Source organism: Intrasporangium sp. (assembly GCF_035688975.1).
GTDB lineage: Bacteria > Actinomycetota > Actinomycetes > Actinomycetales > Dermatophilaceae > CALMNV01.
In genome coordinates, this window is the sequence record NZ_DASSMH010000131.1 from 15,027 (window position 1) to 39,731 (window position 24,705).

Sequence of the window (24,705 nt, forward strand, 5' to 3'; positions counted from 1 at the left end):
GAGACTGTCTGCCATGGCACGGAAGACCACGCAGCAGGCGGCCCGGAGTCCGGCGCGCGTCCTGGCCGTCGCCAACCAGAAGGGTGGCGTCGCCAAGACGACGTCCGTGGCCTCCCTCGGGGCCGCCTTCGCCGCCCGGGGCAAGCGGGTGCTCCTCGTGGACCTCGACGCGCAGGCGTGCCTGACCTTCTCGCTCGGCGTCGACCCCGACACCGTCGAATCCTCCATCCACGAGGTGCTCACCGGCCGGGCGGACCTCGAGTCGGTCGTGCTGCACTGCGACGAGGGGGTCGACCTCGTCCCCTCGGCCATCGAGCTGGCCGGCACCGAGGCGATGCTCATGCCACGGCCGGGGCGCGAGTTCGTCCTGCGTTCCGCGCTCGAGCCGGTGCTCGCGGCATACGACCTCGTGCTGGTCGACTGCTCACCGAGCCTCGGCGTGCTCACGCTCAACGCGCTCACGGCCGCGTCGGCGCTGCTCATCCCGATGCCGTGCGAGATGCTCAGCCACCGCGGCGTCGGGCAGCTGCTCGACACGGTCGCCGACGTGCAGAAGATCCTCAACCCCGGCCTCGAGGTGTGGGGAATCCTGCCCACGCTGTACGACGGCCGCAGCACGCACGCCCGCGAGGTCCTCGCCGACGTCGGGGACCGCTACGGCCTGCCTGTCCTGTCCCCGCCGATCCCAAAGACGGTCCGCTTCGCCGAGGCACCGGCCGTGGGGCGGTCGATCCTCACCACGGCGCGCAGCTCCAAGGGGGCCCAGGCCTACCGGGACGTGGCCGACTCGCTCCTCGCCCGGCTCTGAGGCCCCGCCGGCTGTGCGTTTCCCCCGGTCGAGTGGCCAGTTTGGTGCGGGTGCCGGCGTGCGGAAGTGGCCACTCGACCGGGGGGGTGGGGGTGCCGGCGTGCGGAAGTGGCCACTCGACCTGGGGGTGCGGGGGTTAGGTCAGTCTGCGGTCGGTGCGGCGGGGCTGCGCCGCCGTCGGCGTCGCGGCGTCGGAGACCCGCCGGCGGGCGCAGTGTCAGCCATCGCGCCGGCCTCCTCGGTGGCGGTGGAAAGCTCCGCTCCGCCACGGGTGCGTCGGCGGTTGCGGCTGCGCCGGGGCCGCACGTCGCCGGTCCCGGCGTCCGCGCCCGAAGTCTCGGCCCGGTCCTGCCCACGAGCCGCGTGCCCGCCGCCCACACGCCGACCCGAGCGGTCGGGCGTGCGGCTGACCCGCTTGCCGGTCTCGCCGAGGTCCTCGATCTCCTCGGCGCCGAGCCCCTCGCGGGTGCGCTCGGACCTGGCCAGCACGCCGGTGACGTCGGCCGGGATGTCGAGGTCGGTGTAGAGGTGCTCCGACGAGGAGTAGGTCTCGAGCGGCTCGGGGATGCCGAGGTCGAGCGCCTTGTTGACCATGGCCCACCGGTGCAGGTCGTCCCAGTCGACGAAGGTGATGGCCACGCCCGTGTTACCGGCCCGGGCCGTGCGCCCGATCCGGTGCACGTAGGTCTTCTCGTCCTCGGGGCACTGGAAGTTGATCACGTGGGTGACGTTCTCGACGTCGATGCCGCGGGCCGCGACGTCGGTGGCGACGAGGACGTCGATCTTGCCGTTGCGGAAGGCACGCAGCGCCTGCTCCCGGGCGCCCTGCCCGAGGTCACCGTGGATGGCGGCGGCCGCGAAGCCACGGGCGGTCAGATCGTCGGCCACCTTCGCGGCGGTCCGCTTCGTGCGGCTGAAGATGATCGTGAGGCCCCGGCCGCTCGCCTGGAGGATGCGGGCGAGCATCTCGACCTTGTCCATGGCGTGGGCGCGGTAGACGAACTGCTCGACCGCCTTGACCGTGTGGGCGTTCTCGTTGTCCTCGCCCATGGCGCGGATGTGCGTGGGCTGCCGCATGTAGCGCCGGGCGAGCGCGACGATGGCGCCCGGCATGGTGGCCGAGAAGAGCATCGTCTGACGGGTCGGCGACGTGAGCGACATGAGCTTCTCGACGTCGGGCAGGAAGCCGAGGTCGAGCATCTCGTCGGCCTCGTCGAGCACGACGGTCGTGGCCGCCGACAGGTCGAGGTGCCCCTGCTTGGCCAGGTCGAGAAGCCGCCCGGGCGTGCCGACGACGACCTCGACACCGGTTCGCAGCGCCTCGATCTGGGGCTCGTAAGCGCGACCCCCATAGACGGTGAGGACGCGGATGCCGCGGCGCTTGCCGGCACGCTGGAGGTCGGTGGACACCTGGACCGCGAGCTCGCGGGTCGGCGCGACGGCGAGGGCCTGGGGCTTGCCGGGCTTCGGCAGGGTCTCGTATGCCGGGTCGCCGGGGGCGACGGTGCGGTGCAGCATCGGCACGCCGAAGCCGAGCGTCTTGCCCGTGCCGGTCTTGGCCTGCCCGATGATGTCGTGACCGGCGAGCGCCACGGGGAGCGTCATGGCCTGGATGGGGAAGGGCGACACGATGCCGGCGTCGCCCAGGGAGGCGACGATCTCGGGATGGATGTCGAAGTCGGCGAAGGCGAGTGCCGGCGCCTGGGTCGCTGGCTGGGCGTCGGCTTCGGTGGTGGTCTGCGTCATGGGCATCTCTCGATCAGCACGAGCACCCCGCCGTCGCGGGAGCTCAGTGTCTCGTTGCGGGCCGATCGGGAGGTGTCGTGAGAGGGTTTGCGCTGACCACGTCCGCCACCGGGCCCGCTGGGAGCCCCGGGAAGAACCATCGTGCCGACCGGGCACCGGGTTGTCAGCCCGAGTCTACCCGCTGCCGGCCTACCGACCGTCCAACGCGGCTCCCGGGCAGGGCGGGCCGAGGCCGTGGCGGTCGCCGCTACATTGGCGGCATGACTGAGACGCCCCACGCGGCCGAGCAGCGCGAGGCTACCGACGGGCCGAGCGACCCGGCATACCTCGAGGCGGTCACCGAGCTGCTCGGGGGCCTCGCCTACGGGCAGCTGCGGGCCTTCAGCCAGCTGGCCCGTGACTCGGAGCTCGCGCCGACGCTGCGGCACCGCTCCGAGCTTGCTCGGCTCGCCGCGCACGAGCTGGGCCGCTACACGGCGCTGGCCGAGCGGCTCCGCTCCCTCGGGGTGGAGCCGGAGGACGCGATGCAGCCGTTCGTCGCCGCGGTGGACGGCTTCCACGAACGCACGACCGCCTCGACCTGGCTCGAGAGCCTCGTCAAGGCCTACGTCGGTGAGGGCATCGCCCAGGACTTCTACCGGGAGGTCGCCGCCTATGTCGACGCGGACACCCGAGAGCTCGTCCACCGGGTGCTCGAGGACAACGGCCAGGCGGACTTCGTCGTGGGCGTCGTGAGGGAGGCGATCGAGGCCGACCCCCGCATCGCGGGGCGACTTGCGCTGTGGGGGCGGCGGCTCGTCGGCGAGGCGATCACCCAAGCGCAGCGGGTGGGCGTCGAGCGGGACGCGCTCGCGGGCCTGCTCGTCGGGACGCCCGGCCGGGCCGGCGCCGACCTCGCGGAGCTCGGCCGGATGTTCGTTCGACTGACGGACGAGCACACCCGCCGCATGGAGCGGCTGGGACTGGCCTCCTGACCGAGCCCGGCGGCATACGGCCACGGATCAGCCCGTATGCCGCCGGGACAAGAGCAGGGCCCGACCGTTGGACGGTCGAGCCCCGCTCGGTGGGACGGCAATCTTGGGGGGTCAGGTCTGGCGGCGGCCGGTCATCGCCCCGTAGATGAGGATGAGGGCGGCCGCCACGAGGACTCCGATGAGTCCCGCGATCCAGTCGATGCCCTTCGTGTCCGTCGTGCCGGTGGCGAGCTTGTAGAGGTAGGCGCCGATGAGCGAGCCGATGGCGCCGAGGATGACCGTCATCGCCAAGCTGATCGACTGGCGGCCCGGAAGGACGAGCCGAGCGAGTGGGCCGACGATGGCTCCGGCCACGAGAGCCATGAGGATGGTCTGAACCATGGGGGGTGCTCCTCCTTTGAGCCCGGGGTCGGGCGCTGGTGGACCGGCTCGGGCCGGTCCTCGTCCACCTCCCCCGTACCCCGTCAGGCGAGCGGGTAACCCATGGGACCGGTGTGACGAAACCGCAACAATCGCCCGCTTTGTGAGCCCGCTCGGAGTCTGCCCGTCACACCGCCCCGAACCCCACGCCGCCCTTCTTCTCGGACCCTGTCGTGACGTAGCCGATGGACCCGCTCGGGACGATCACCCGTCCCCCGCGCTCGTCGCGCAGCTCGAGCACGTCGGAGGCGCGAGCGGCGCGGACCGCCTCGACCACCTCGTCCGCCGAGAGCGTCGTCTCGAAGCTGATCTCGCGTGCCACGTGCTGCACGCCGATGCGGACCTCCACGGGGTTTCCTCTCCTCGAAATGGTGAACTCGACGCCACCCTAACCGGCGCCGGTGACGACGGACTCACGGTCCGCGCCGCCGTGTGCCTCCCGCTCGAGGGCGGGAAAGGCGCCGATGCCCCGGCGGATGAGCGCCCCCGTGATCCGGGTGGCCGTCTCCTTGGAGATGCCCGACCCGGCGGCCAGCCAGTGGCGGGCCGAGGTCTGCGCGAGTCCGACGAACCCGACCGCCACGAGCACCGCCTCCTGCTGGTTCAGCGACGTCTGGCTCCGGATGATGTCGGCCATCGCCTCGGCGCACGTGAGGACGATCTGGTCGAGCCGGCGCCGGACGGCCGGCTCGTTGGCGAGGTCGGACTCGAAGATGAGCCGGAAGGCCGCGCCGTCGCGGGCGACGAAGTCGAAGTAGGCGCGCACCATGGTGCTGACCCGCGTCTTGTCGTCCGCGAGCGACAGCGCGTCGCGGACGAGCTGCTCCAGCTCGCCGGCATGCCGGTCGATGAGCGCGAGGTAGAGCTCGAGCTTGCCCGGAAAGTGCTGGTAGAGAACGGGTTTGGAGACGCCGGCACGGGCCGCGATGTCGTCCATGGCGGCCTGGTGGTAGCCGTTCTCGACGAAGACGGCGAGGGCCGCCTCGAGCAGCTGCGCACGGCGCTCCGGGCGCGGCAGCCGCTGGCCGCGAGCCGGGGCGATGGTGTCGTCGGGCATGCGCATCCTTCCGCGTCGGGCCGGCCTCGTCGCTGGGCCCGAGGTGTCCCCGTCACTCTACCGAGCAGTACGGTGGGGCCATGCCCTCGAGCGCACTCGTCACCGAGCGCCGGTCGCTCAGCCGCGAGGAGGTGACCCGCTACGCGCGCCACGTCCTCATCCCCGGGGTGGGGCTCGAGGGGCAGGAGCGCCTGGCCGCCGCGCGGGTGCTCGTGGTCGGGGCCGGGGGGCTCGGCTCACCGGCCCTGCTCTACCTCGCCGCCGCGGGGATCGGCACGATCGGCGTGGTGGACGCGGACGTTGTCGAGCTGACCAACCTGCACCGTCAGGTCATCCACACCGACGCCGACATCGGCAGGCCCAAGACGGAGTCGGCTGAGGAGGCGGTGCGCCGGGTCAACCCGCACGTGACGGTCGTGCGCCACGACATCCGGCTCGACTCCACGAACGCCCTCGACGTCCTCGGCGGCTACGACGTCGTCGTCGACGGCACCGACAACTTCCCCACGCGCTACCTGCTCAACGACGCCTGCGTGCTGCTCGGCAAACCGCACGTGTGGGGGTCGATCCTCCGCTTCGACGGACAGGTGTCGGTGTGGTGGGCCGGGCACGGACCGTGCTACCGCTGCGTCTTCCCCGACCCCCCACCGCCGGGGTCGGTGCCGAGCTGCGCCGAGGGTGGGGTCCTCGGGGTCCTCTGCGCCGCAATCGGATCAGTGCAGTCGACCGAGGCCATCAAGCTGCTGCTCGGCATCGGTGAGCCGCTGACCGGTCGGCTCCTCGTGCACGACGCGCTGCGCCAGACGTGGGACACGCTCACGGTCCGAGCGGACCCCGCCTGCCCGGTCTGCGGCGCGGACCGCACCATCACCGAGCTGGTCGACTACCTCGAGTTCTGCGGCATACCAAGCCGGTCCGCCGCGGACGCCGACGCAGTCCCCACCGCCACGGTGCAGGAGACCGCCGCAGCCATGTCGTCGGGCGAGCCGCCCCTGCTCGTGGACGTCCGGGGGGAGGAGGAGCGGCGGATCGCGCGGATCCCGGGGGCGGTGCCGATCCACCTCGACGACTTCCGGTCCGGCGCCGCCTTCGCCGCCCTGCCACGCAACCGTCGGATCCTCATCCACTGCAAGGTCGGTGGTCGTTCCGCCGAGGCGACGCGCCTCGCCCTGGCAGCGGGCTTCACCGACGTCGCCAGCGTCGACGGCGGCGTCCTCGCCTGGATCCGGGAGATCGACCCCTCACAGTCCGAGTACTGAATGCCGTCGGAGGAGTATGCCGAGCGCGTCCTCGACCTCGTCCGGCTCATCCCTCCCGGGCGCGTGCTCGCCTACGGGGACGTGGCGCGACGGCTGGGGGAGGGCGGTGCGCGCATGGTCGGGACGGTCCTTCGCCGATACGGCTCGGGCGCCCCGTGGTGGCGGGTCATCCGCGCCGACGGCAGGCCACCGCCGGGACTCGAGCGTGAGGCGGTCGAGCACTGGCGCGCCGAGGGCACGCCGCTCGCGCGCGGGCTCGTCGACGGCAGTCGTGCGGACATGGCGAGGGCGCGGTGGTCGGGCGAGGCGACCGGCGGCGACGCCGAGGCCGTGCCGGGAACGCTGCACCACGTCGAGGTATGGGTCGAGGACATCGCCACGGCCGGTCGCGAGTGGGGGTGGCTGCTCGGCCGGCTGGGATACCGGCTGGGCGACGACTGGGGGCATGGGCAGGCGTGGGAGCTGGGCAGCCTCTACGTGGTCCTCGAGGCGGGTCCCGACGTCCTGCCCGGCCGCCACGAGCGGCGCCGCGCCGGCGTCAACCACCTCGCGTTCCACGGTGGCTCCCGGCAGGCCGTCACGCAGCTCGTCGAGGAGTGCGCGGAGCACGGGTGGACCCTGATGTTCCCCGAGCAGCATCCGTATGCCGGTGGGCCGGGTCGCTGGGCGGCCTACCTCGAGAGCGGGGAGGGCTTCGAGGTCGAGCTCGTGGCCGGGTGACGAGGGGCGCCGGGTGCGGGGCGGTGTCGGCGCCCCGTGATGGAATCGGCGCGTGGTCATCCTCCGACGTGCACCAGCCCGGGTGGGCGCACCGGTCGAGCTCACCGCCGCCCAGCGGGCCGCGGTCGACGCCGACGGGCCGCTCCTGCGTGTCCTCGGCGGACCGGGGACCGGCAAGTCGACGCTGGCGGTCGAGCTCGTGGCCGAGGCGGTCCGGCGAGGTGCGCGGGCCGACGCGTGCCTGCTCCTCGCGTCCACCCGCGCCGAGGCGGCCCGGCAGCGCGAGCGGGTCACCGCCCGGCTGGCCGCGACGTCGACGCAGCCGCTCGCCCGCACGTGGCAGGCGTTCGGCTTCGGCGTGCTCCGGGCGGAGGCGGCGCTGGCCGGCGAGCCGCTCCCGCGCCTGGTGGGCGGACCCGAGCAGGACCTCATCCTGCGCGACCTGCTCGCCGGCCATGCCGCGGGCGACGCGCCCGGGCCCGAGTGGCCCGAGCCGGTGCGGGCCGCGCTCGGCACCCGTGGCTTCCGCAACGAGCTGCGCGACCTGCTCATGCGCGCCGTCGAGCACGGCCAGGGGCCCGACGAGCTCGCGGCCCTCGGGCTCGGGCACGGGCGACCCGAGTGGGTGGCCGCCGCGCACGTGCTCCGGGAGTACGACGCGGTCACGGCCTTCTCGCGGCACGGCTCCTACGACCCGGCCTGGGTGCTCACCGCCACCGCCGACCGTCTCGAGGACGACCCGGCCGCGCTGGACCGCCTGCGCGACCGGCTGCGCCTCGTCGTCGTCGACGACGCCCAGGAGCTGACCTCCGCGGCGGCCCGGCTGCTGCGCGTCGTGGCGGCGGCCGGCCTGCGGGTGGTCCTCCTGGGGGACCCCGACAGCGCCGTGCAGACCTTTCGCGGCGCCGACCCGGGCTTCCTCGCCCACGGGTGGTCCGCCCTCGGGCCCGGGCCCACGGTCGTGCTCGACAGCAGCCACCGGCTGCCGTCCCGGATCGCCGACGTGGGGCACCGCGTGGCGCGGCACATCGGCGCGCTCGGCGGTGGCGCACAGCGCGGTGCGACGGCCGTCCGGGAGGGCGGCGTCGTCGACGTCGGCCTCTTCCGTTCGGCGGCGCAGGAGGCCGGCGCCATCGGCTCGCTCCTGCGGCGGGCCGCGCTGGTCGACGGGGTGCCGTGGGACGACATGGCCGTCATCGTCCGTGGCTCGGGGCGGGCCACGACGCTGCGGCGGCTGCTCGTCAACGCCGGAGTGCCCGTCGCCAGCGCGACCACGGAGACGCCGGTCCGTGACGAGCCCGCCGTGCGGCCACTGGTCGCGCTGTTCGAGGAGGCCCTCGTCATCGCCCGAGCCGAGTTCACCGGCCGGCGCCACCTCATCGACCCCGTCCGCGCCGCGGACCTGCTCGTCTCACCGGTCGGCGGCGCGGATGCCGTGTCGCTGCGACGACTCCGACGGCTGCTGCGCCGCGAGGAGCTCGAGTCCGGAGGCCACCGCTCGAGCGACGAGCTGCTCGCCGAGCTGCTGCGCCAGCCCCAGCGCGCGCGGCTGCTCGGGAGCTGCGGACGCGCCGCCGCCCGGGTCGCCACCGCCCTCGAGGCAGGCGTGCAGGCGGCCGGGCTCACCGAGAACGGCACGTGGTGCGCAGGCGTCACCGCCGAGGTGGTGCTGTGGGCGATCTGGGATGCGGCCGGCGTCGCGGAGCCCTGGCGGCGCACCGCGCTCGCGGGCGGTCCTGGAGCCGAGCGCGCCGACCGCGACCTCGACGCCGTCCTCGGCCTCTTCGACGCCGCGGCGGCGTTCGTCGACCGCCTGCCGCAGGCGGGCCCCGACCAGTTCCTCGACCACGTGACCGGGCAGGACGTGCCCGGTGACACGCTCCTCGCCCGGTCCCAGAGCGGGCCCCGCGTCGAGCTGCTCACCCCACAGAGCGCCGCGGGACGTCAGTGGCGGGTCGTCGTCGTGGCCGGCGTCCAGGAGGGCGTGTGGCCGGACCTGCGGCTGCGTGGCTCCGTCCTCGGCTCGGAGGAGCTCGTCGACGTCGTGACCGGGCGCCCGCGGAGCCTGCGGGCGGCCCAGGCGGCCGTGCGCTACGACGAGACGCGGCTCTTCCACGTCGCCGTGACCAGGAGCACCGAGCGGCTGGTCGTGACGGCCGTGGGCAACGAGGACGAGCAGCCCTCCGTCTACCTGGACCTCGTCGATCCGCCCTCCGACGCCGACGGCGGTGTGGCCGAGGAAGTGCGGCCGCACACCGAGGTCGGCAGCCCGATGACCCTGCCCGGGCTGGTGGGCCGGCTCCGCCGCGAGGCCGTGAGCCCCGACCCGACGGTCTCGCGAGCGGCTGTGGAGCTGCTCGCGGTAGCGGCGCGGGCCGGAGTGGCGGGGGCGGACCCCGCCTCGTGGTGGGCCCTGCGACAGCTGTCCGACGAGCGACCGGTCCGGCCGGACGGCGAGTCCGTCACGGTCTCGCCGTCCAAGGTGGAGCGGTTCTCGCAGTGCTCGCTGTCGTGGTTTCTCACGGCCGTGGGCGGCGGCGGTCCGTCGCTGGGACCGGCCAGCATCGGCACCATGGTCCACGACGTCGTCGCCGAGCACCCCGACGCCGACCTCGAGACGCTGACCGCGGAGGTCGACCGGAGGTGGGGACAGCTCGGCCTGCCGCCCGGCTGGGTGACGGAGCGCAAACGCGCCGAGGCGCACGACATGGTCGCCCGGTTCGTCGACTACCGATGCCAGGCACGTGCCGACGGGTGGGAGCTGGCCGCGGTCGAGGTGGACTTCGAGGCGCCGGTGGGCCGGGCCCGCCTGGCCGGGCGGGTCGATCGCATCGAGCGCGACGCCGCCGGCCGCCTCCGGGTCGTCGACCTCAAGACCGGCGCCGGCAAGCCAGCGGCGGCCGACATCGGCGAGCACGGGCAGCTCGGCGCCTACCAGGTCGCCGTGGAGTCCGGTGCGTTTCCCGACCTCGGCACCGGCTCGGCCGGCGCGGCCCTGGCCCAGATCGGCCGGGGAGCCGGCCTGACCGGTCGAAGGGCTGCGGTCCAGGAACAGCCTGCGCTGAAGGGCTCGGACGACCCCGACTGGGCTCGTCGGCTCGTTGAGGCCACCGCGGACGGGATGGGAGCGGCGACCTTCCGGGCCGCGTCCGGCAGCTGGTGCGCGACCTGTGCCGTCAAGGGCTGCTGCCCGCTGCAGCGCGAGGGGGACGCGCTGTGAGCCCCCGCTTCTCGGCGCTCGACATCGCCCGCGCGCTCGGCAAACCCGCCCCCACCGCGGAGCAGCAGGCGGTCATCGAGGCCGGCCCCCGACCACTGCTCGTCGTCGCGGGTGCCGGCTCCGGCAAGACCGAGACCATGGCCGCCCGCGTCATCTGGCTGGTGGCCAACGGGTTCGTCGAGCCCGACCAGGTCCTTGGCCTCACCTTCACCCGCAAGGCGGCGTCCGAGCTCGCGCAACGCATCGCGCAGCGGCTGCGCAGCCTGGTCCGGGTCGGCCTGTGGACCCCACCGACCGACGACGGCACCGGTGCCGAGGTGCTCGGCGGCACCCCGACCGTGTCGACCTACCACGCGTATGCCGGCCGCCTCGTGCGCGAGCACGCGCTCCGGCTCGGCATCGAGCCCGAGTTCCGGCTGCTCACGGAGGCGGGGGCGTGGCAGCTGGCGGCCGAGGCGGTCGCCCGTTACGACGGGCCGATGGGCGGGGTCGTCAAGGCGGAGTCGACGGTCATCGGTGGCGTCATGTCGTTGGCCGGCGAGATGGCCGAGCACCTGCTCACCCCGGACGACGTCACGGCATACCTCGACGAGGTCCTCGGCACGGTCGCCGCCCTGCCCGACGGGGAGGGCACGGGCTCGCTCACGCCGGTGCGAGACCTCCTGCAGGCGCTGGGGGAGCGGCGGGCGGTCCTGCCCATCGTCCGGCGCTACCTCGAGCTGAAGCGGTCGCGCGACTCCCTGGACTTCGCCGACCAGATGGCCCTCGCCGCCCGGCTCGCCGCCGCCACGCCACACGTCGGCGCCGTCGAGCGGCAGCGGTTCCGCGCCGTCCTGCTCGACGAGTTCCAGGACACCTCCGAGGCCCAGCTCGTGCTGCTGCGGTCCCTCTTCGGCGGCGGCGCCGACGCCGTCACGCTCACGGCAGTCGGCGATCCCAACCAGTCGATCTACGGCTGGCGAGGGGCGAGCGCGACGACGCTGGCCCGCTTCCCCGACGAGTTCACCGACGCGGCCGGCCCGGCCGACGTCCTGCCCCTGTCCACGAGCTGGCGCAACGACGAGGTCATCCTCGACGCGGCCAACGTCACGGTGGGCCCCCTTCGGGCGGCCCACGTCGAGCCGCTGACCGCCCGGCCCGGGGCCGGTCGGGGCGCCCTCACCGTCGCCCGGGCCCTGTCCGTCGAGGACGAGATGCGCCACGCCGCCCAGTGGATCGCCGCGCGATGGCGCAGCCCGAGCGGGCGCCGCACCGGCCGTTCGGCGGCGCTCCTCTGCCGGCGACGTGCCCACTTCCCGCTCGCCATCGAGGCTCTGCGGGAGCAGGGCCTGCCCATCGAGGTGGTCGGACTCGGCGGGTTGCTCCTGACCCCGGAGGTGGGCGACCTCGTGTCCGCGCTCTGGGTCGTGCAGGACCCGAGCCGCGGCGACCGCCTGCTGCGCCTGCTCGCCGGTCCGGTGGCCCGGCTGGGACCGGCCGACCTCGACGGCCTGTGGGCCTGGGCTCGCGAGCTGCACAGCCGTCCGTGGCGCGACGGGCGGCCGCGCCCCACGCAGGAGGCCCTGCCGCTCGACGTGGGCGCCGACGCCGCGCCGTCCGAGGGCGCCCACCTCGTGTACACGCCGCGACCGGTCGAGGACCTCGCGGCGGACAGCGTCGACGAGGCGACGCTCGTCGAGGCGCTCGACGAGCTGCCACCGCCGGGCTGGGTGGCCCGGTCGGGGGCTCGGCTCAGTCCCACGGCGCGCGACCGGCTCGCCGCACTCGCCGCGGTCGTGCGCTCCCTGCGGCACCTCACCGCCCTGCCGCTGGTGGATCTCGTGGCGGAGGCTGAGCGGGCCCTGGGGCTCGACGTGGAGGTGCTGTCCCGGCCGGAGCACACCGACTCCACGGCTCGAGTGCACCTCGACGCGTTCGCCGACGTCGCGTCGCGCTATGCCGCGAGCGCCGACCGGCCCACGCTCGCGGGCTTCCTCTCCTGGCTCGACGCCGCCCGGGAGCAGGAGCGCGGGCTCGACGTCGGCCACGTCGAGACGGACAGCGACGCCGTGCAGGTCCTCACGGTCCACGCGGCCAAGGGCCTGGAGTGGGACGTCGTCGCGGTCCCGGCCCTCGTCGAGTCGGTGTTCCCCGACCACTCCGCGTCGGCGGTGGGCCTCGTCGACGACGAGTGGCAGCTGACCGGCACGCCCACCGACAAGGGGTGGCTGACCGGGATCGACGCGGTCCCCTACGACCTTCGCGGGGACCGCGACGGGCTGCCCTTCCTCGACTGGCGTGGGGCCGCGGACCGCAAGGCGCTCGGCCGGCAGATCGAGGCGTTCGCAGCCGCGGGCGGAGCACACGCCATCGCGGAGGAGCGACGCCTGGCCTACGTCGCCTTCACCCGGGCGCGGTCCGAGCTGCTCCTGTCGACCCATTTCTGGGGCGCCACGCGCAAGAGCCTCTGCGCACCGTCGCGGTTCCTCACCGAGCTGGTCCACGCGCTGGCCGAGCGCGTGACGCAGTCCGCGTGGGCCGACCGCCCCGACCCGGTGGCGGGCCCGAAGGGCAAGCTCGTCGCGCCGAGCAACCCCTTCCTCGCCGAGCCGGTCTGCGCGTCGTGGCCGCACGACCCGATGGCGAGCCGACGGGTCCGGCTGCAGGAGGCTGTCGACCGGCTCGTGGAGCGGGCCGCGGCGGGTGGGTCACCGTCACGACCGGGCGACCCGCGCCACGACGACCTGCGCCTCCTCCTCGCCGAGCGGGCGGCACGGCGGACCCCCGCTGTGCCCGTGGTCCACGTGCCGCGACACCTGTCGGCTTCCTCGGTCGTGGCCCTGGCGCGGGACGCCGAGGTCTTCGCCATGGGCCTGCGTCGGCCCATGCCGAGTCCGCCGGGCGTCGCCGCCCGGCAGGGGACCGCCTTCCACGCCTGGGTTGAGGAGCACTACGCGCGGGCCTCGATCGTGGACCTCCTCGAGCTGCCGGGAAGCGCCGACGAGGAGCCCGCCGGTGCCTCGGCCCTGACGCAAATGAAGCGTCTCTTCCTCGCGAGTGAGTGGGCCGACCGCGTGCCCGAGGAGATCGAGCTCGCCGTCGAGACGGTCGTCGACGGCATCGCGGTCCGCGGACGGATCGACGCCGTCTTCCCCCGCGACGACGGAGGGTGGACCGTCGTCGACTGGAAGACCGGCGCCCCCCCGACCGGGCGGGAGGCTGCCGTCCGCGCCCTGCAGCTGGGGGCGTATGCCGTCGCCTACGCCCGCTTGCGTGGCGTCGACCCGGGCCGGGTGGACGCGGCGTTCTACTACGCCGCCGACGGCGTCACGGTGCGGCCGCCGGTGCCGGACGAGGAGCAGCTCGTCCAGCTGCTCGGAGCGGTGCCCGGCTGACGCGGCTCCCGGCTGACGCGGCTCCCGGAGCGCCGGCCCGAGGAGCCCTCACGCTCCTCGAGCGGCTCCGCCCGGCGGCGGCGTCACGGGCACGAAGACCGAGGCGCCCTCGTGCAGGTCGACGACTCCGTTCGTGGCTCCGGGCTCCGCCTGCTCGAGGGAGTCGTCGCCCTCCTCGAACTCCACCGGCGCCGGCCCTGTCGGAGCCGTGTCGACGGTCGGGGCCGTGTCGACGGTCTCGCCGGACTCGACGGCGTCGTCGCTCTCGCCGGCTGGCACCGCGGCGCCCCTCTCGACGGACGGCACCGTCCCACCCGGGTCGGCATCCCCGGACTCCGGCTCCGGCCGCCGGCTCGGGAACGGCTCGTGCGGCTGGGTGGCGTCGTCGGCTGGCGTGGGGACGGCGGCCACGACGCTGGTGACGGGCGCCGGCTGCCGGCCCGCCTGTCCGTCCGCCTGTCCGGCAGGCTCCGCCTGCCCGGCAGGCACCGCCTGCCCGTCAGGCTCCGCCTGCCGGTCCGGCTCCGGGTGCTGGTCCGCCCCGGCCCCGCGCCGCGCGCGGTCGGCTGCCTCGCGGGCCCGCCTGGCGGCCACGTCCCGGGCCCGACGCTCCTCCTCGACGTAGGTCCGCTCGTCGAGCGCCCGAAGCTGGTCCGCGACCCGCTCCACGACGGTCAGCTCACCCGCCGACAGGGCGCTAAGGAGGCGGGTGACGAGGGACATCTCGGCCGCCAGGCGGCCGCGGGTGAGCAGGTTGGGGTCGGGGCGCTCGACCCGCGACTGGGCGTAGGCCTCGAGCACCGCATCGAGGGCGGCGGGGGTGGCCTGCGTGACGAGCGCGGCGAGGTCGTCAGCGGGATCGGCCACCCGGGACTGCTCCCATGCCAGCAGTCCGCGCACGCGACCCGTCGAGGCATCCGAGTCGTCGTCGAACGTGGCGAGCACGTTGTCCCCGGTGAAGGTGCCGTGCACCGTCGTCGGCGCGAACCGCCACAGCGACACGTCCTCGAGCGAGCGTTCCCACCGGGCGAGCAGCCCCGTCGGCACGTGTCCGGTCGCCGCGGCCCGATCGAGCTCGGTGAGCCGACGTGAGCGATGGGTCTCGGCGTCGTAGACGGGCCGGTCCGCCTCCTCCATGAGCGTGATGTCGACGTTGTGCACGTGGGCGAGGGTGCGGCCCACCTCGCCGGCGAGGCCCGGGCCCTGCGGGAGCCGGGCGAAGTCGAGGGGACGCCCCGGCACCCGGAGGTAGACCACGGCCCGGCCCTCGGGGACGACGACGTGTCCCCGCACCATGGGGATGGCCACGTCGAGGCGGCGGCCGACGAGCGTCGACAGCGCCGTGATGCCCTCCAGCATGGCGCCGGCGGCCTGGGTGCGGGGCGCCTTGATGACCCAGCGCCGGTCCTGGCTGTCCTTGATGTGGGCGACCTCGTAGAGGTCGGCCGGCCCGACGGGGACTCCGGCGACGAAGGCGGGATCGAGGCCCGGCACCGCCGAGCTCGCGAGGGCGGCCAGGAAGAGGGGGCTGCGGGTCACCCGTCCACCGTAGGCGGAGTGGCCCCCCTAGGGTGGGACGGTGGCGACGACGCACGAGATTCTCGGGGACCTGGCTCTCTCGCGGGGAACCCTCGACCGGGTCGGCCACGAGCGACGCGAGCCGCAGATCGTGCCCCACCTGCTCCGCGACCCGGCCACGCGGGTCCTCGACGTGCGGGGCGCGCTCCTTCCCGTGGCCGCGGTGAGCGACGGTCCCGCGCTGGTGCTGCGCCCCCCGGACGAGCGCGATGCGGACCGCCTCGTGGTGCACCTTGGGCGCGACGAGGAGGGCACGGCATACGTGGCGGCCATCGGCCCGAGCGACGAGTCCCTCGGCCCCCCGCACTGGCTCACCCTCCGTCAGCTCGGCCCGGCCCTCGGCGACCGCGACGCCGGCATCTGCACGACCGCGGTGGCGCTGGCGAACTGGCACGCCGCGCACCCGCGCTGCCCCCGGTGCGGGGAGCCGACGCTGCCGACGCAGGCCGGCTGGGTCCGCCAGTGCCCGGCGGACGAGAGCGAGCACTATCCGCGCACCGATCCCGCCGTCATCATGTCGGTGCTCGACCCCGACGACCGGCTGCTCCTCGGACGGTCACCGCACTGGCCCGAGGGCCAGTTCTCCGTCCTCGCCGGCTTCGTCGAGCCCGGCGAGTCCTTCGAGGCCGCCGTGGCGCGCGAGGTTGCGGAGGAGGTCGGCCTCGCCCTCGAGGACATGCGCTACCTCGGCAACCAGCCCTGGCCCTTCCCCTCGTCCGTCATGATCGGATACGAGACGCGGACCCGGCAGACCGAGCTGCGCCTCGACCCCACGGAGATCGCCGAGGCGCGGTGGGTGACCCGGGACGACTACGTGGGCCTGTTGCGACGTGGGGCGATTCGAGTGCCGTCAGGCATCTCCATCGCGCGTCGGATCATCGAGCACTGGCTCGGCCGGCCCGTCGACTCCGTCGCCCCCGAGGCCTGAGAGCGCCCGGGCGTGACGCGCCCGCAGCGTGGCCTCGGGCGGTGGCCTCGGGCGCTGGCCTCGCGGTGGTCTCGGACCGCGAGGGGTCAGCTCGCGAGGCGCTCACGCACCAGGGCGAGGGACGGGTTGGTGGCCGCGGAACCGTCGGGGAAAAGGACCGTCGGGACCGTCCGGTTGCCGCCGTTGAGCCGTTCGACGAGGTCCACGTGCTCCGGGCTCGCGTCGAGGTCGATCTCGGTGAAGGGCACCCCGTCACGGGCCAGCTGGCTCTTGAGCCGGGAGCAGTAGCCGCACCAGCTGGTCGTGAACATCACGACCGATCCGCGCTGCGGGGTGGCGTCCGTCATGTGCGTGCTCCTTGGGCGAGGCCGAGAGGGGGCGATGCCAAGATGGTCGCATGGGCAAGCACACGGCGACCGGCCGGCACCGCATGGACGCCGCGCTCTACGAGGCGGAGCTGCGCCGCCTGCAGGCGCAGCTCGTGGTCCTGCAGGAGTATGGCCGCGCGACCGGCCAGCGCGTCGTCGTCGTCTTCGAGGGCCGCGACGCCGCCGGCAAGGGCTCGGCCATCAAGCGCATCTCGGAGTACCTCAACCCCCGCTGGGCCCGGATCGCGGCGCTGCCCGCCCCCAGCGAACGGCAGAAGACCCAGTGGTACTTCCAGCGCTACATCGAGCACCTGCCGTCGGCCGGTGAGATCGTGCTGTTCGACCGCTCGTGGTACAACCGGGCCGGTGTCGAGCGGGTCATGGGCTTTTGCACAGATGCCGAGTACGACCGCTTCCTGGTGCAGGCGCCGCTCTTCGAGCGGATGCTCGTCGACGACGGCATCCTCCTGCGCAAGTACTGGTTCTCGGTCTCGGACGTCGAGCAGCAGAAGCGGTTCCGCTCCCGGGCCAAGGACCCGATGCGGCGGTGGAAGCTCTCCCCGATGGACCTGGAGTCCATCACCCGGTGGGAGGACTACTCGGAGGCCAAAGACCGCATGATGCAGGCCACCGACAAGCCCTGGGCGCCGTGGTTCGTTGTCGAGTCCGACGACAAGCGCGCCTCGCGCATCAACGTCATGCACCACCTGCTCGCGTCCATCCCGCACGAGGCCATCGAGCCGTCCGTGCCACCGATTCCGGACCGCCCGCCGGCCCGCGGCTACGTCCGTCCGCCCATGGAGACCCAGACCTACGTGCCCGACCATGCCGGCGAGCTCATGGCGCGGCAGCGGCGCGGGGGCCCGTCCTGAGCGGGCCCGACGAGATCCTCTCGGGTCTCGACCCGGAGCAGCGCGAGGTGGCCACCGCCCCGCCGGGCCCGCTCTGCGTCCTCGCGGGTGCGGGCACGGGCAAGACGCGAGCCATCACGCACCGGGTGGCGTATGCCGTCGCCTCCGGCCTGCACCAGCCGCAACGCGTCCTCGCGGTGACCTTCACCGCCCGCGCCGCGGGCGAGATGCGCACCCGGCTGCGCGGTCTGGGGGTGCGCGGCGTGCAGGCCCGGACCTTCCACGCGGCCGCGCTGCGGCAGCTGCACTACTTCTGGCCCGCGGCGGTCGGCGGCGCCGCGCCGGAGATCATGAGCCACAAGGCGCCAGCGGTGGCCGAGGCGGCCGGTCGCCTCAGGATGGAGTTCGACCGGACTGCGATCCGCGACCTCGCCTCGGAGATCGAGTGGGCCAAGGTCAACCTGCTCACTCCCCAGAGCTACGCCGCCGCGGCGCGAACGGCCGGCCGTGACCCGGCCGGCGTGGACGTCACCGCCATGGCCCGGCTGTTCGAGGCGTATGACGACGTCAAGCAGACCCGCGGCGTCATCGACTTCGAGGACGTGCTGCTGCTCACCGTCGGCATCCTCGAGGACCGCGAGGACATCGCCCGCCAGGTGCGGGGGCAGTACCGGCACTTCGTCGTCGACGAGTACCAGGACGTCAACGCACTCCAGCAGCGACTGCTCGACCTGTGGCTCGGGGAGCGCGACGACGTCACGGTGGTCGGCGACCCCGCCCAGACGATCTACTCCTTCACCGGCGCCAGCTCCCGGCACCTGCTCGACTTCCCGCGCCGTCACCCGGGGGCCAAGGTCGTGCGGCTCGTGCGCAACTACCGGTCCTCACCGCAGATCGTGGCCCTCGCCAACACCATCGTCTCGAGCGGCGTCGAGGCGGCTCGTCGAGGCCCGACCCGCCTCGTCGCCCAAGGGGCGGCGGGCCCCGAGCCCACCCTGACGAGCCAACCCGACGACCCGGCCGAGGCGGCTGCCGTCGCCGCGCGGATCAAGGCGCTCGTCGACAGCGGGCACCCGGCCGCCGAGGTGGCCGTGCTCTTCAGGACCAACGCCCAGTCGCAGGCCTACGAGTCGGCGCTTGCCGACGCCGACGTGCCCTACCTCGTCCGCGGCGGGGAGCGGTTCTTCGCGCGCAAGGAGGTCCGCGACGCGATCCTGCTCCTGCGGGGCGCGGCCCGCAGCGACGACGGCGACAAGCCGCTCGGTGACCTGGTCCGAGACGTCATCACCGGCGCTGGGTGGGCGCCGGAGCCCCCGTCGAGCGGCGGCGCGGTCCGGGAGCGGTGGGAGTCCCTGAGCGCGCTCACCGCCCTCGCCGACGACCTGGCGGCCACCGTGCCGGCGGCCAGGCTGCCCGAACTCGTCGCCGAGCTCGACCGTCGGGCCACCGAGCAGCACGCACCGACGGTGCAGGGCGTCACCCTCGCCAGCCTGCACGCAGCGAAGGGCCTCGAGTGGGACACCGTCTTCCTCGTCGGGTGCTCCGACGGGCTGCTGCCGATCTCGGTGGCCGAGGGCGCGGAGTCCATCGAGGAGGAGCGCCGGCTGCTCTACGTGGGGCTGACGCGGGCCCGCCGCCAGCTCTTCCTCTCCTGGGCCGCGGCACGCAACCCCGGGGGACGCCAGAGCCGGCGTCCCTCGCGGTTCCTCGCCCCTGCCGCGCAGCTGCTCGGCCAGGGCGTCCGGGCGGAGGCCCGGCCGTCCGGGGCGCGGCGCTCGAGTCCCAAGGCGGCCCGACTCGTGGCCTGCCGGGGGTGCGGCACGCCGCTGTCGACGGCCAGCCAGCGCAAGACCGGCCGGTGCGACGACTGCCCTCCCACGTATGACGAGGCGACCTTCGAGCGGCTGCGGGCGTGGCGGCTCGCGGTCGCCCACGAGCAGGGCGTGCCGGCATACGTCGTCTTCACGGACGCCACGCTCACCGTCATCGCCGAGCGGGCCCCGGCGGACGAGGGCGAGCTCTCCACCATCAGCGGCGTGGGTGCCCGCAAGCTCGCCCTCTACGGGGCCGACGTGCTGTCCGTGCTGGCGAGCGAGGAGCCGGAAGTTGTCGTGCGAGGGCCCTCTGCCACAGTCGAATCGGCGCCCTGAGGCCCCGCGCGAGAAAAGGCCTGCGAAAACTCCGAAAAACCAGTTGTTCCAGCCGGAGGCTGGCCAGTAGCCTCGTCTCTTGTCAGGCCCAGTGGTTTCGCGACCGGCTGGGGAACGCGACCCGTGAAGGAGGGTTGGCCGAATGAGCATCACGACGATGACCCACAACGCAGTTCGCTGCGTCGCGTCCGCGCGTCCGCGGATGGCCAGCCCCGTCCGTGTCGCGGTCAGCCACGCGCCGTTCCGGGGGACCACTGTGTCCGCCGACGCCTCGTTCGGCCCCGCCCTCGCGGCGGTCGGTGCCCCGATCACGTGGACCGCGGCGCTCGCCGGCCCGAACTACCCGACCACAGATGTCGTTCGCTCCCGCCAGGGGAGGCCTCCCGTCTGACCCGCAGACCTGAGGCCCTCCAATCCAGGCCGCGAACCCGACATCACCGGGTTTGCGGCCTTCGCGTTTCCCGGGACGAGTCCCGGCCGAAGGCTCCCGCAGGCCCAGCACATCGCCTCAGCAGACAGGCGCCGGCAGGCGCCCGACAGAGACGGGACCACCATGACCCCCCGAATGCCGAGCAGGACCGAGACCGGTGGCACCGGCGCGGACCTGAGGACGCCCGACACGACGAGACCGGACCCGGAGGTGGGGACGATGGAGCTGCGCGAGCTGCTGGAGCTCGGCGCCGACGCCTCGCGGCTGGGGAAGACCATCCCCTGCCGCGACTACGACCCGGAGCTGTGGTTCGCCGAGCGGCCGGAGGACGTCGAGTTCGCCAAGGCGCTCTGCGGCCCGTGCCCCGCGCGGGCGCAGTGCCTGGCCGGGGCCCTCGAGCGCGAGGAGCCCTGGGGCGTGTGGGGCGGGCAGCTGCTCGTCCACGGCGCGGTCGTCGCCCGCAAGCGACCTCGGGGCCGTCCGCGGAAGCACCCCGTGGCGGCCTGAGCACCACCCATGCGACGAGGGCCCACGACCACAGAGGGTCCATGAAGACAGAGACCCGAAAGCCACGACACGAAGGAGGGAGGGCATCATGAACCAGCTGGAGATGCTGGCCCGGGAGCGGATGCGGCAGCGGTTGCGCCATCGGGACGTCACCGGCATGCGTCGGGGCGCCCGAGTCATCGCCCAGGAGATCCGCGCCGCCCGGCGGCACGAGATGCGGTGACCGGCCGCGACCGCCACGGGCGCCGCGACCATGGCGACCACGCCACCGCCGCGACCACGAGGTCCTGGACCGCGGGTGACGAGACGTCACCCGCGGTCCGGCGCGTTTCGCGCCTCACGGCGGATCAGCAGGCGGATCAGCTGGCGGATCAGCTGGCGGATGGTGCTGTCAGGGCGACACCGTCCGCCAGTTGATCCGCCAGTTGATGGTGCGCCTAGTGTGGAGAAGGGGCCGCGGCCTGACGTGCGGGAGGGACCGCGGCCTGACGTGGTTTGAGGCACGGCGACGGCCCAGCGAGACGGAGGTCACCATGGATGCCGGGGACGGGACGGGGACTGGCGCGGGGGGCGGGATGGAGAACGAGGCGGCCACGGAGCCCATGTGCTCGGTCTGCGGCCGGATGCCCAGCGCCGAGGAGGCAGCGACGGCGCGGCTCACCTGGAGCCGCGGCACGCAGGGCGGTCGAGCCTCGTGGGTGTGCGCGCAGTGCAGCCGCGACCACGTGCGCTCCATCGAGGGAAAGCTCGACCAGTCGTGGTGGTGACGGCCTGTCGTCCAGGCTTGCTGGTCAGGCCAGGTACGGCAGGTCCGCGCCCGGCAGCAACGCCCGGATCGCGGCCCGCCCGCGCACGGTGCCGCCGAGCTGGCTGAGCACGCCGATGCCGCCGCCCCACACCCGGTGGATGAGCAGATACTCCGGAGGAAGGTTGAGCTTGAAGCCCACTCCGTAGTTGGGCTGGCGTGGGTCGTTGATGTGCGCGAACACCCCACGCAGCCACGCGCGGCTGAAGGTGAACTCCTCGGTCCGCAGGGGGGCGAGGAACGGCTCGAGGTAGGCGAGCAACCGCCGCGGGTCGATGTCGATCGAGGACTTGACGAAGCCGATCCTGCGCAGCCCGTCCAGCACCGCTTCGGCGCCCCCGTCGAGACCGGCCACGAGCAGCGGGCCGATCTCGGGCGGCATACCGAGGGGCAGGTGCTTGACCGCGCCGAAGTCGATGACGCCGAGGCGGCCGTCGGGCGTCATCCGGAAGTTGCCGGGGTGCGGGTCGGCGTGGAGCAGCCGCGCCCGAGCGGGTCCGGCCAGGAGGAACTCGAGGTAGAGCTGGGAGGCCGAGTTCCGCTGCGCCACAGTGCCGTTGGCGATGATCTGCGACAGAGGCGTGCCGTCCATCCACTCCGAGACGATGACGTGCACGGTGCCCTTGAGCACCTGCGGGACGGCGAACGTGGGGTCCCCGGCGAACGCCTTCGCGAAGCGGCCCTGAGCGCTGGCCTCGAGGCGGTAGTCGAGCTCCTCGGCCATCCGGTCGCGCAGCTCGTCGAGGATCGGGCCGAGGTCCATGCCCGGGATCCAGCCGGCCGTCACCCGCGCGACGCGGGAGATCTGCCTGATGTCGCTCATCAGCGCGTCGCCCGCCCCGGGGTACTGGATCTTCACCGCGACGTCGCGTCCGTCCTTCCACACCCCCCGGTGCACCTGCCCGATGGACGCGGACGCGACGGGCCGGTCCTCGAAGGACCGGAAGCGAGCATGCCAGCGCGGGCCGAGCTCGGTCCGCAGCACCGCGTGCACCGACGCGGTCGGCATGGGCGGGGCGCTGTCCTGCAGCTTGGTCAGCATGGCCCGGTAGGGCGTGGCCAGCTCCTCGGGAAAGGCGGCCTCGAAGATGGACAGCGCCTGCCCGAACTTCATCGCGCCGCCCTTGAGCTCGCCGAGCACCTGGAAAAGCTGCTCGGCCGTGCGGGCCTGCAGCTCGGCCGCGACGATCTCGGCCGGGCGGCCGCCCAGCCGCTTGCCGAGGCCGAGCGCCGTGCGGCCGGCGAAGCCCAGCGGCACGGTGGCCAGCTTGGCCGTGCGCACGACCGCCTTGCGCGGCAGATCCGTCACGTGCCGCTCCTCTCGGTCCGCATCGGCGTCGGCTCTCGGCTCGACTGTAGCCCGCGGTGCATGCCTGCTCAGGGCCGCAGCACCATCCGGAAGCGCGCCTTGCCAGCCATCATCGTGTCGTAGGCGCGGTTCGCCTGCGCCAGCGGCATCTCCTCGACCAACGGCCGGATGCCGGTCAAGGCCGCGAACCGGAGGGCGTCCTCGCTGTCCTTCGCCGTGCCCGAGGGATGCCCGGCCACGAGCCGGCTGGCGAGGATGAGGTCGACGGCGGGCGTCTGGAGCGCCTCCTCGGGCACGCCCACGACGACCAACCTCCCGCGCGGAGCGAGCCCACCGATCACCGCGGTCGTGGCGGCCGAGTCGGTGACCGTGGACAGCACGGTCGTCGCACCGCCGAGCCGGGTGAGCTCGGCGGCCACGTCCTGGCTGGTGCTGTCGACGTAGTGGTGTGCGCCCAGCCTGCGCGCGAACTCACCCTTCTCGGCGCCTCGGGCGATCGCGACGACCTCGAAGCCCATCTTGTTGGCGAACTGGACGCCCAGATGTCCCAGGCCGCCGAGGCCGACGACGCCTACGAGGTCGCCGGCGCGTGCGCCGCTCTCGCGCAACGCGTGGAAGCAGGTCACGCCGGCGCACATCAACGGCGCCGCCTCGGCATCGGTGAGCTCGTCGGGGACAGCGGCGAGCGCGTCGGCCGGGGCCAGCACGAGCTCGGCGTAGCCACCGTCCCGGGTCAGGCCGGTGACGCGACCCTCCACGCACGAGATGAAGTCGCCGCGCCGGCATGGCGTGCAGGTGAAGCAGGCGCCGCCGAACCAGCCGACGCCGACCCGCTCACCAACCCGCCACTGGGTCACGCCGTCGCCCACCGTCTCTACGGTGCCCGCGATCTCGTGGCCCGGAACGCGGGGGTAGTCGCTTGCCATGCCGTGCCGGGCCATCGCGTCGCTGTGGCACACGCCGCAGGCACCGACGCGCACGAGCACCTGCCACTGCCCCGGCTGGGGGACGTCGCGCTCCACAACCTCGAAGTCGCCGCCGGGCCGGGTTGCCTGTACTGCTCTCATCATCGTGCTCCATCCATCCGTCGTGGGATCGCGTGCCGCGCCACGGTTACCCCGCGCCGGTGCCCGACATGCCCTCCCGGGCGGGCACGCCCGACGAGACCCGCCGGCCGCAGGAGTGCGCCTGTGTCACGCCGGTCGGCTGGCGGCCGCGCCGCACGACTCGTGCCGCTGGCAGCGGGGATGACGGGCCCAGCGGCGGTGGTCCATGCGTGGCCACGGCGCGCCGACCTCCACGGACACCCCCTCGGGGGCGGGGTCGCCCACGACGAGGCGCAGCGCGAGCAGCGCCACGGTGCCGGCGACCACGGAGGCGAGGGCAGGCTGCACCAGGGCCACCTCGGGGGCCACGGGCACGAGCGGCTGGTCGCCGGGGCAGAGCTGCGCCAGCACCGTGGGCCACTCGGTGTCGCGGTCGGTGCGGTGCAGGTCGAGGCACCACAGGCACGGAGTGGTGGGGCCCGCGCCGACGACCGGGCCGACGCTGACCCGCGGCCCGACCGGCACGACGGGAAGGGCCGGTATGCCGTGCCTCAGCCACACGTCGCCGCGTCGGGGGTCCAGCGCGCCGGTGCCGACGAGGACCGCCACGGCGGGACGCTGACCGGAGGGGTCGGCCAGGACGACGTCGACCGCTGGCCGGCCGTGACTGACCCGGGCGACGCCGCACCGGCGCAGGAGCGTGGCGATGTCGAACGACAGCGGCTCGGCGCCCTCGACGAGCACGTGGCCCGAGGACTCCGCGGCGGCCGGGTGCCCCCGGCCCAGCGGCTCGAGCAGGTCGAGCTCGGCCAGCAGGGCCAACAGCTCGCGCCACCGGGCCACCGTCACCCCGGCCTTCGTCGCCTCGACGAACGACGCCTCCCGGGAGAGCGACCCGTCGAGCCTGGCCAGGAGCCTGGCCTCCGCGCTGGTCACGCCGGAGAGGATCACCCCGCCGGGCGCCACCCCGAACTGCACCTCGCCGTGCCGGCGCCGCATCGGAGGCAGCCAGGGCTTGATGCGGGGACGGCGGTGCACGGGAGGCTCCTTCTCGGCTGGGCGGGTGGCCTGGAGGTCGCCCCTCCAGCCTCCCAGCAGCAGCCCGGCCCGTGGCGGCTCATCCACAGCAGCCCGAACGGCGGCAGGGGCGCCCCT

General features: G+C 74.1%; 22 protein-coding genes. 13 read left to right on the forward strand and 9 right to left on the reverse strand.

Features of this window, described 5'->3' with window-relative positions; translation table 11 throughout:
- Positions 1-13: 13 nt before the first annotated feature.
- A complete protein-coding gene (locus tag VFJ94_RS13860; RefSeq protein WP_325004809.1) occupies positions 14-808 on the forward strand; it encodes a ParA family protein in 795 nt (264 codons plus the stop codon).
- A 141-nt stretch (positions 809-949) separates the two neighbouring features.
- On the opposite strand, the gene VFJ94_RS13865 is transcribed toward VFJ94_RS13860, so the two are convergent.
- Positions 950-2,554: a DEAD/DEAH box helicase gene (locus VFJ94_RS13865; RefSeq protein WP_325004810.1), complete on the reverse strand. Its 1,605-nt coding sequence runs from the start codon at positions 2,552-2,554 to the stop codon at positions 950-952.
- A gap of 260 nt (positions 2,555-2,814) precedes the next feature.
- Here VFJ94_RS13865 and VFJ94_RS13870 point away from each other — a divergent pair, with 260 nt between their 5' ends.
- Complete coding sequence (locus VFJ94_RS13870; RefSeq protein WP_325004811.1) at positions 2,815-3,528, forward strand: ferritin-like fold-containing protein; 714 nt, start codon at positions 2,815-2,817, stop codon at positions 3,526-3,528.
- Between the two features lie 111 nt (positions 3,529-3,639).
- Here the strand turns inward: VFJ94_RS13870 and VFJ94_RS13875 are convergent, their stop codons facing one another.
- From VFJ94_RS13875 to VFJ94_RS13885, 3 genes are all read right to left on the reverse strand, one after another.
- Entirely contained in the window at positions 3,640-3,909 is a 270-nt protein-coding gene (locus VFJ94_RS13875; protein WP_325004812.1) for a GlsB/YeaQ/YmgE family stress response membrane protein, read from the reverse strand.
- Between the two features lie 166 nt (positions 3,910-4,075).
- Positions 4,076-4,297 (reverse strand): DUF3107 domain-containing protein, encoded by a 222-nt coding sequence (locus VFJ94_RS13880; RefSeq protein WP_325004813.1) that lies wholly within the window; start codon positions 4,295-4,297, stop codon positions 4,076-4,078.
- A 39-nt stretch (positions 4,298-4,336) separates the two neighbouring features.
- Entirely contained in the window at positions 4,337-5,005 is a 669-nt protein-coding gene (locus VFJ94_RS13885; protein WP_325004814.1) for a TetR/AcrR family transcriptional regulator, read from the reverse strand.
- Positions 5,006-5,085: 80 nt separating this feature from the next.
- On the opposite strand from VFJ94_RS13885, the gene moeB reads away from it, so the two are divergent.
- From moeB to VFJ94_RS13905, 4 genes are read left to right on the forward strand one after another with little or no spacing between them, the layout of a single operon-like run.
- Positions 5,086-6,264, forward strand: a complete 1,179-nt coding sequence (gene moeB, locus VFJ94_RS13890) for a molybdopterin-synthase adenylyltransferase MoeB (RefSeq protein WP_325004815.1) — start codon at positions 5,086-5,088, stop codon at positions 6,262-6,264.
- Positions 6,265-6,984 carry an MGMT family protein gene (locus tag VFJ94_RS13895; RefSeq protein ID WP_325004816.1) on the forward strand — a complete coding sequence of 240 codons (720 nt, stop codon included), beginning with the start codon at positions 6,265-6,267 and terminating at the stop codon, positions 6,982-6,984.
- Between the two features lie 52 nt (positions 6,985-7,036).
- The gene (locus tag VFJ94_RS13900; RefSeq protein ID WP_325004817.1) at positions 7,037-10,204 is read left to right on the forward strand and encodes an ATP-dependent DNA helicase; all 3,168 of its coding nucleotides are present in this window, start codon (positions 7,037-7,039) and stop codon (positions 10,202-10,204) included.
- Entirely contained in the window at positions 10,201-13,578 is a 3,378-nt protein-coding gene (locus VFJ94_RS13905) for an ATP-dependent DNA helicase (protein ID WP_325004818.1), read from the forward strand. Before VFJ94_RS13900 ends, VFJ94_RS13905 begins: the two co-directional genes overlap by 4 nt.
- Positions 13,579-13,626: 48 nt before the next feature.
- Here the strand turns inward: VFJ94_RS13905 and VFJ94_RS13910 are convergent, their stop codons facing one another.
- Entirely contained in the window at positions 13,627-15,117 is a 1,491-nt protein-coding gene (locus VFJ94_RS13910) for a phosphotransferase (protein WP_325004819.1), read from the reverse strand.
- A 40-nt stretch (positions 15,118-15,157) separates the two neighbouring features.
- On the opposite strand from VFJ94_RS13910, the gene nudC reads away from it, so the two are divergent.
- Positions 15,158-16,084: an NAD(+) diphosphatase gene (gene nudC / locus VFJ94_RS13915; protein WP_325004820.1), complete on the forward strand. Its 927-nt coding sequence runs from the start codon at positions 15,158-15,160 to the stop codon at positions 16,082-16,084.
- 86 nt (positions 16,085-16,170) lie between these two features.
- Here nudC and VFJ94_RS13920 read toward each other — a convergent pair whose 3' ends face one another.
- Entirely contained in the window at positions 16,171-16,431 is a 261-nt protein-coding gene (locus VFJ94_RS13920) for a glutaredoxin domain-containing protein (protein ID WP_325004821.1), read from the reverse strand.
- A gap of 50 nt (positions 16,432-16,481) precedes the next feature.
- On the opposite strand from VFJ94_RS13920, the gene ppk2 reads away from it, so the two are divergent.
- The 6 genes from ppk2 (at position 16,482) to VFJ94_RS13950 (ending at position 21,157) form a co-directional block, all read left to right on the forward strand.
- A complete protein-coding gene (gene ppk2, locus VFJ94_RS13925; RefSeq protein ID WP_325004822.1) occupies positions 16,482-17,324 on the forward strand; it encodes a polyphosphate kinase 2 in 843 nt (280 codons plus the stop codon).
- 47 nt (positions 17,325-17,371) lie between these two features.
- Positions 17,372-19,453 (forward strand): ATP-dependent DNA helicase UvrD2, encoded by a 2,082-nt coding sequence (locus tag VFJ94_RS13930; protein ID WP_414654618.1) that lies wholly within the window; start codon positions 17,372-17,374, stop codon positions 19,451-19,453.
- Between the two features lie 142 nt (positions 19,454-19,595).
- Positions 19,596-19,844, forward strand: coding sequence for a hypothetical protein (locus VFJ94_RS13935; protein WP_325004823.1), 249 nt, complete (start codon positions 19,596-19,598; stop codon positions 19,842-19,844).
- A 258-nt stretch (positions 19,845-20,102) separates the two neighbouring features.
- Positions 20,103-20,390: a WhiB family transcriptional regulator gene (locus VFJ94_RS13940; protein WP_325004839.1), complete on the forward strand. Its 288-nt coding sequence runs from the start codon at positions 20,103-20,105 to the stop codon at positions 20,388-20,390.
- A gap of 88 nt (positions 20,391-20,478) precedes the next feature.
- On the forward strand, positions 20,479-20,613 hold the full coding sequence (locus VFJ94_RS13945) for a hypothetical protein (protein ID WP_325004824.1): 135 nt from the start codon (positions 20,479-20,481) through the stop codon (positions 20,611-20,613).
- Positions 20,614-20,923: 310 nt separating this feature from the next.
- Positions 20,924-21,157 carry a hypothetical protein gene (locus VFJ94_RS13950; RefSeq protein WP_325004825.1) on the forward strand — a complete coding sequence of 78 codons (234 nt, stop codon included), beginning with the start codon at positions 20,924-20,926 and terminating at the stop codon, positions 21,155-21,157.
- A gap of 24 nt (positions 21,158-21,181) precedes the next feature.
- Here the strand turns inward: VFJ94_RS13950 and VFJ94_RS13955 are convergent, their stop codons facing one another.
- The 3 genes from VFJ94_RS13955 to VFJ94_RS13965 all read right to left on the reverse strand — a co-directional run bounded on the left by VFJ94_RS13955 (position 21,182) and on the right by VFJ94_RS13965 (position 24,588).
- Positions 21,182-22,504 (reverse strand): AarF/ABC1/UbiB kinase family protein, encoded by a 1,323-nt coding sequence (locus VFJ94_RS13955; protein ID WP_325004826.1) that lies wholly within the window; start codon positions 22,502-22,504, stop codon positions 21,182-21,184.
- 68 nt (positions 22,505-22,572) lie between these two features.
- Positions 22,573-23,571 (reverse strand): alcohol dehydrogenase catalytic domain-containing protein, encoded by a 999-nt coding sequence (locus VFJ94_RS13960; protein WP_325004827.1) that lies wholly within the window; start codon positions 23,569-23,571, stop codon positions 22,573-22,575.
- 126 nt (positions 23,572-23,697) lie between these two features.
- Positions 23,698-24,588: a hypothetical protein gene (locus VFJ94_RS13965; RefSeq protein ID WP_325004828.1), complete on the reverse strand. Its 891-nt coding sequence runs from the start codon at positions 24,586-24,588 to the stop codon at positions 23,698-23,700.
- Positions 24,589-24,705: the final 117 nt, after the last annotated feature.

Excerpts from the sequence above, each read along its gene's own strand:
- VFJ94_RS13860 (WP_325004809.1), top strand. The coding sequence starts at position 14 with ATGGCACGGAAGACCACGCAGCAGGCGGCCCGGAGTCCGGCGCGCGTC.
- VFJ94_RS13865 (WP_325004810.1), bottom strand. The coding sequence starts at position 2,554 with ATGACGCAGACCACCACCGAAGCCGACGCCCAGCCAGCGACCCAGGCG.
- VFJ94_RS13870 (WP_325004811.1), top strand. The coding sequence starts at position 2,815 with ATGACTGAGACGCCCCACGCGGCCGAGCAGCGCGAGGCTACCGACGGG.
- VFJ94_RS13875 (WP_325004812.1), bottom strand. The coding sequence starts at position 3,909 with ATGGTTCAGACCATCCTCATGGCTCTCGTGGCCGGAGCCATCGTCGGC.
- VFJ94_RS13885 (WP_325004814.1), bottom strand. The coding sequence starts at position 5,005 with ATGCCCGACGACACCATCGCCCCGGCTCGCGGCCAGCGGCTGCCGCGC.
- moeB (WP_325004815.1), top strand. The coding sequence starts at position 5,086 with ATGCCCTCGAGCGCACTCGTCACCGAGCGCCGGTCGCTCAGCCGCGAG.
- VFJ94_RS13895 (WP_325004816.1), top strand. The coding sequence starts at position 6,265 with ATGCCGTCGGAGGAGTATGCCGAGCGCGTCCTCGACCTCGTCCGGCTC.
- VFJ94_RS13920 (WP_325004821.1), bottom strand. The coding sequence starts at position 16,431 with ATGACGGACGCCACCCCGCAGCGCGGATCGGTCGTGATGTTCACGACC.
- ppk2 (WP_325004822.1), top strand. The coding sequence starts at position 16,482 with ATGGGCAAGCACACGGCGACCGGCCGGCACCGCATGGACGCCGCGCTC.
- VFJ94_RS13935 (WP_325004823.1), top strand. The coding sequence starts at position 19,596 with ATGAGCATCACGACGATGACCCACAACGCAGTTCGCTGCGTCGCGTCC.
- VFJ94_RS13940 (WP_325004839.1), top strand. The coding sequence starts at position 20,103 with ATGGAGCTGCGCGAGCTGCTGGAGCTCGGCGCCGACGCCTCGCGGCTG.
- VFJ94_RS13945 (WP_325004824.1), top strand. The coding sequence starts at position 20,479 with ATGAACCAGCTGGAGATGCTGGCCCGGGAGCGGATGCGGCAGCGGTTG.
- VFJ94_RS13950 (WP_325004825.1), top strand. The coding sequence starts at position 20,924 with ATGGATGCCGGGGACGGGACGGGGACTGGCGCGGGGGGCGGGATGGAG.
- VFJ94_RS13960 (WP_325004827.1), bottom strand. The coding sequence starts at position 23,571 with ATGAGAGCAGTACAGGCAACCCGGCCCGGCGGCGACTTCGAGGTTGTG.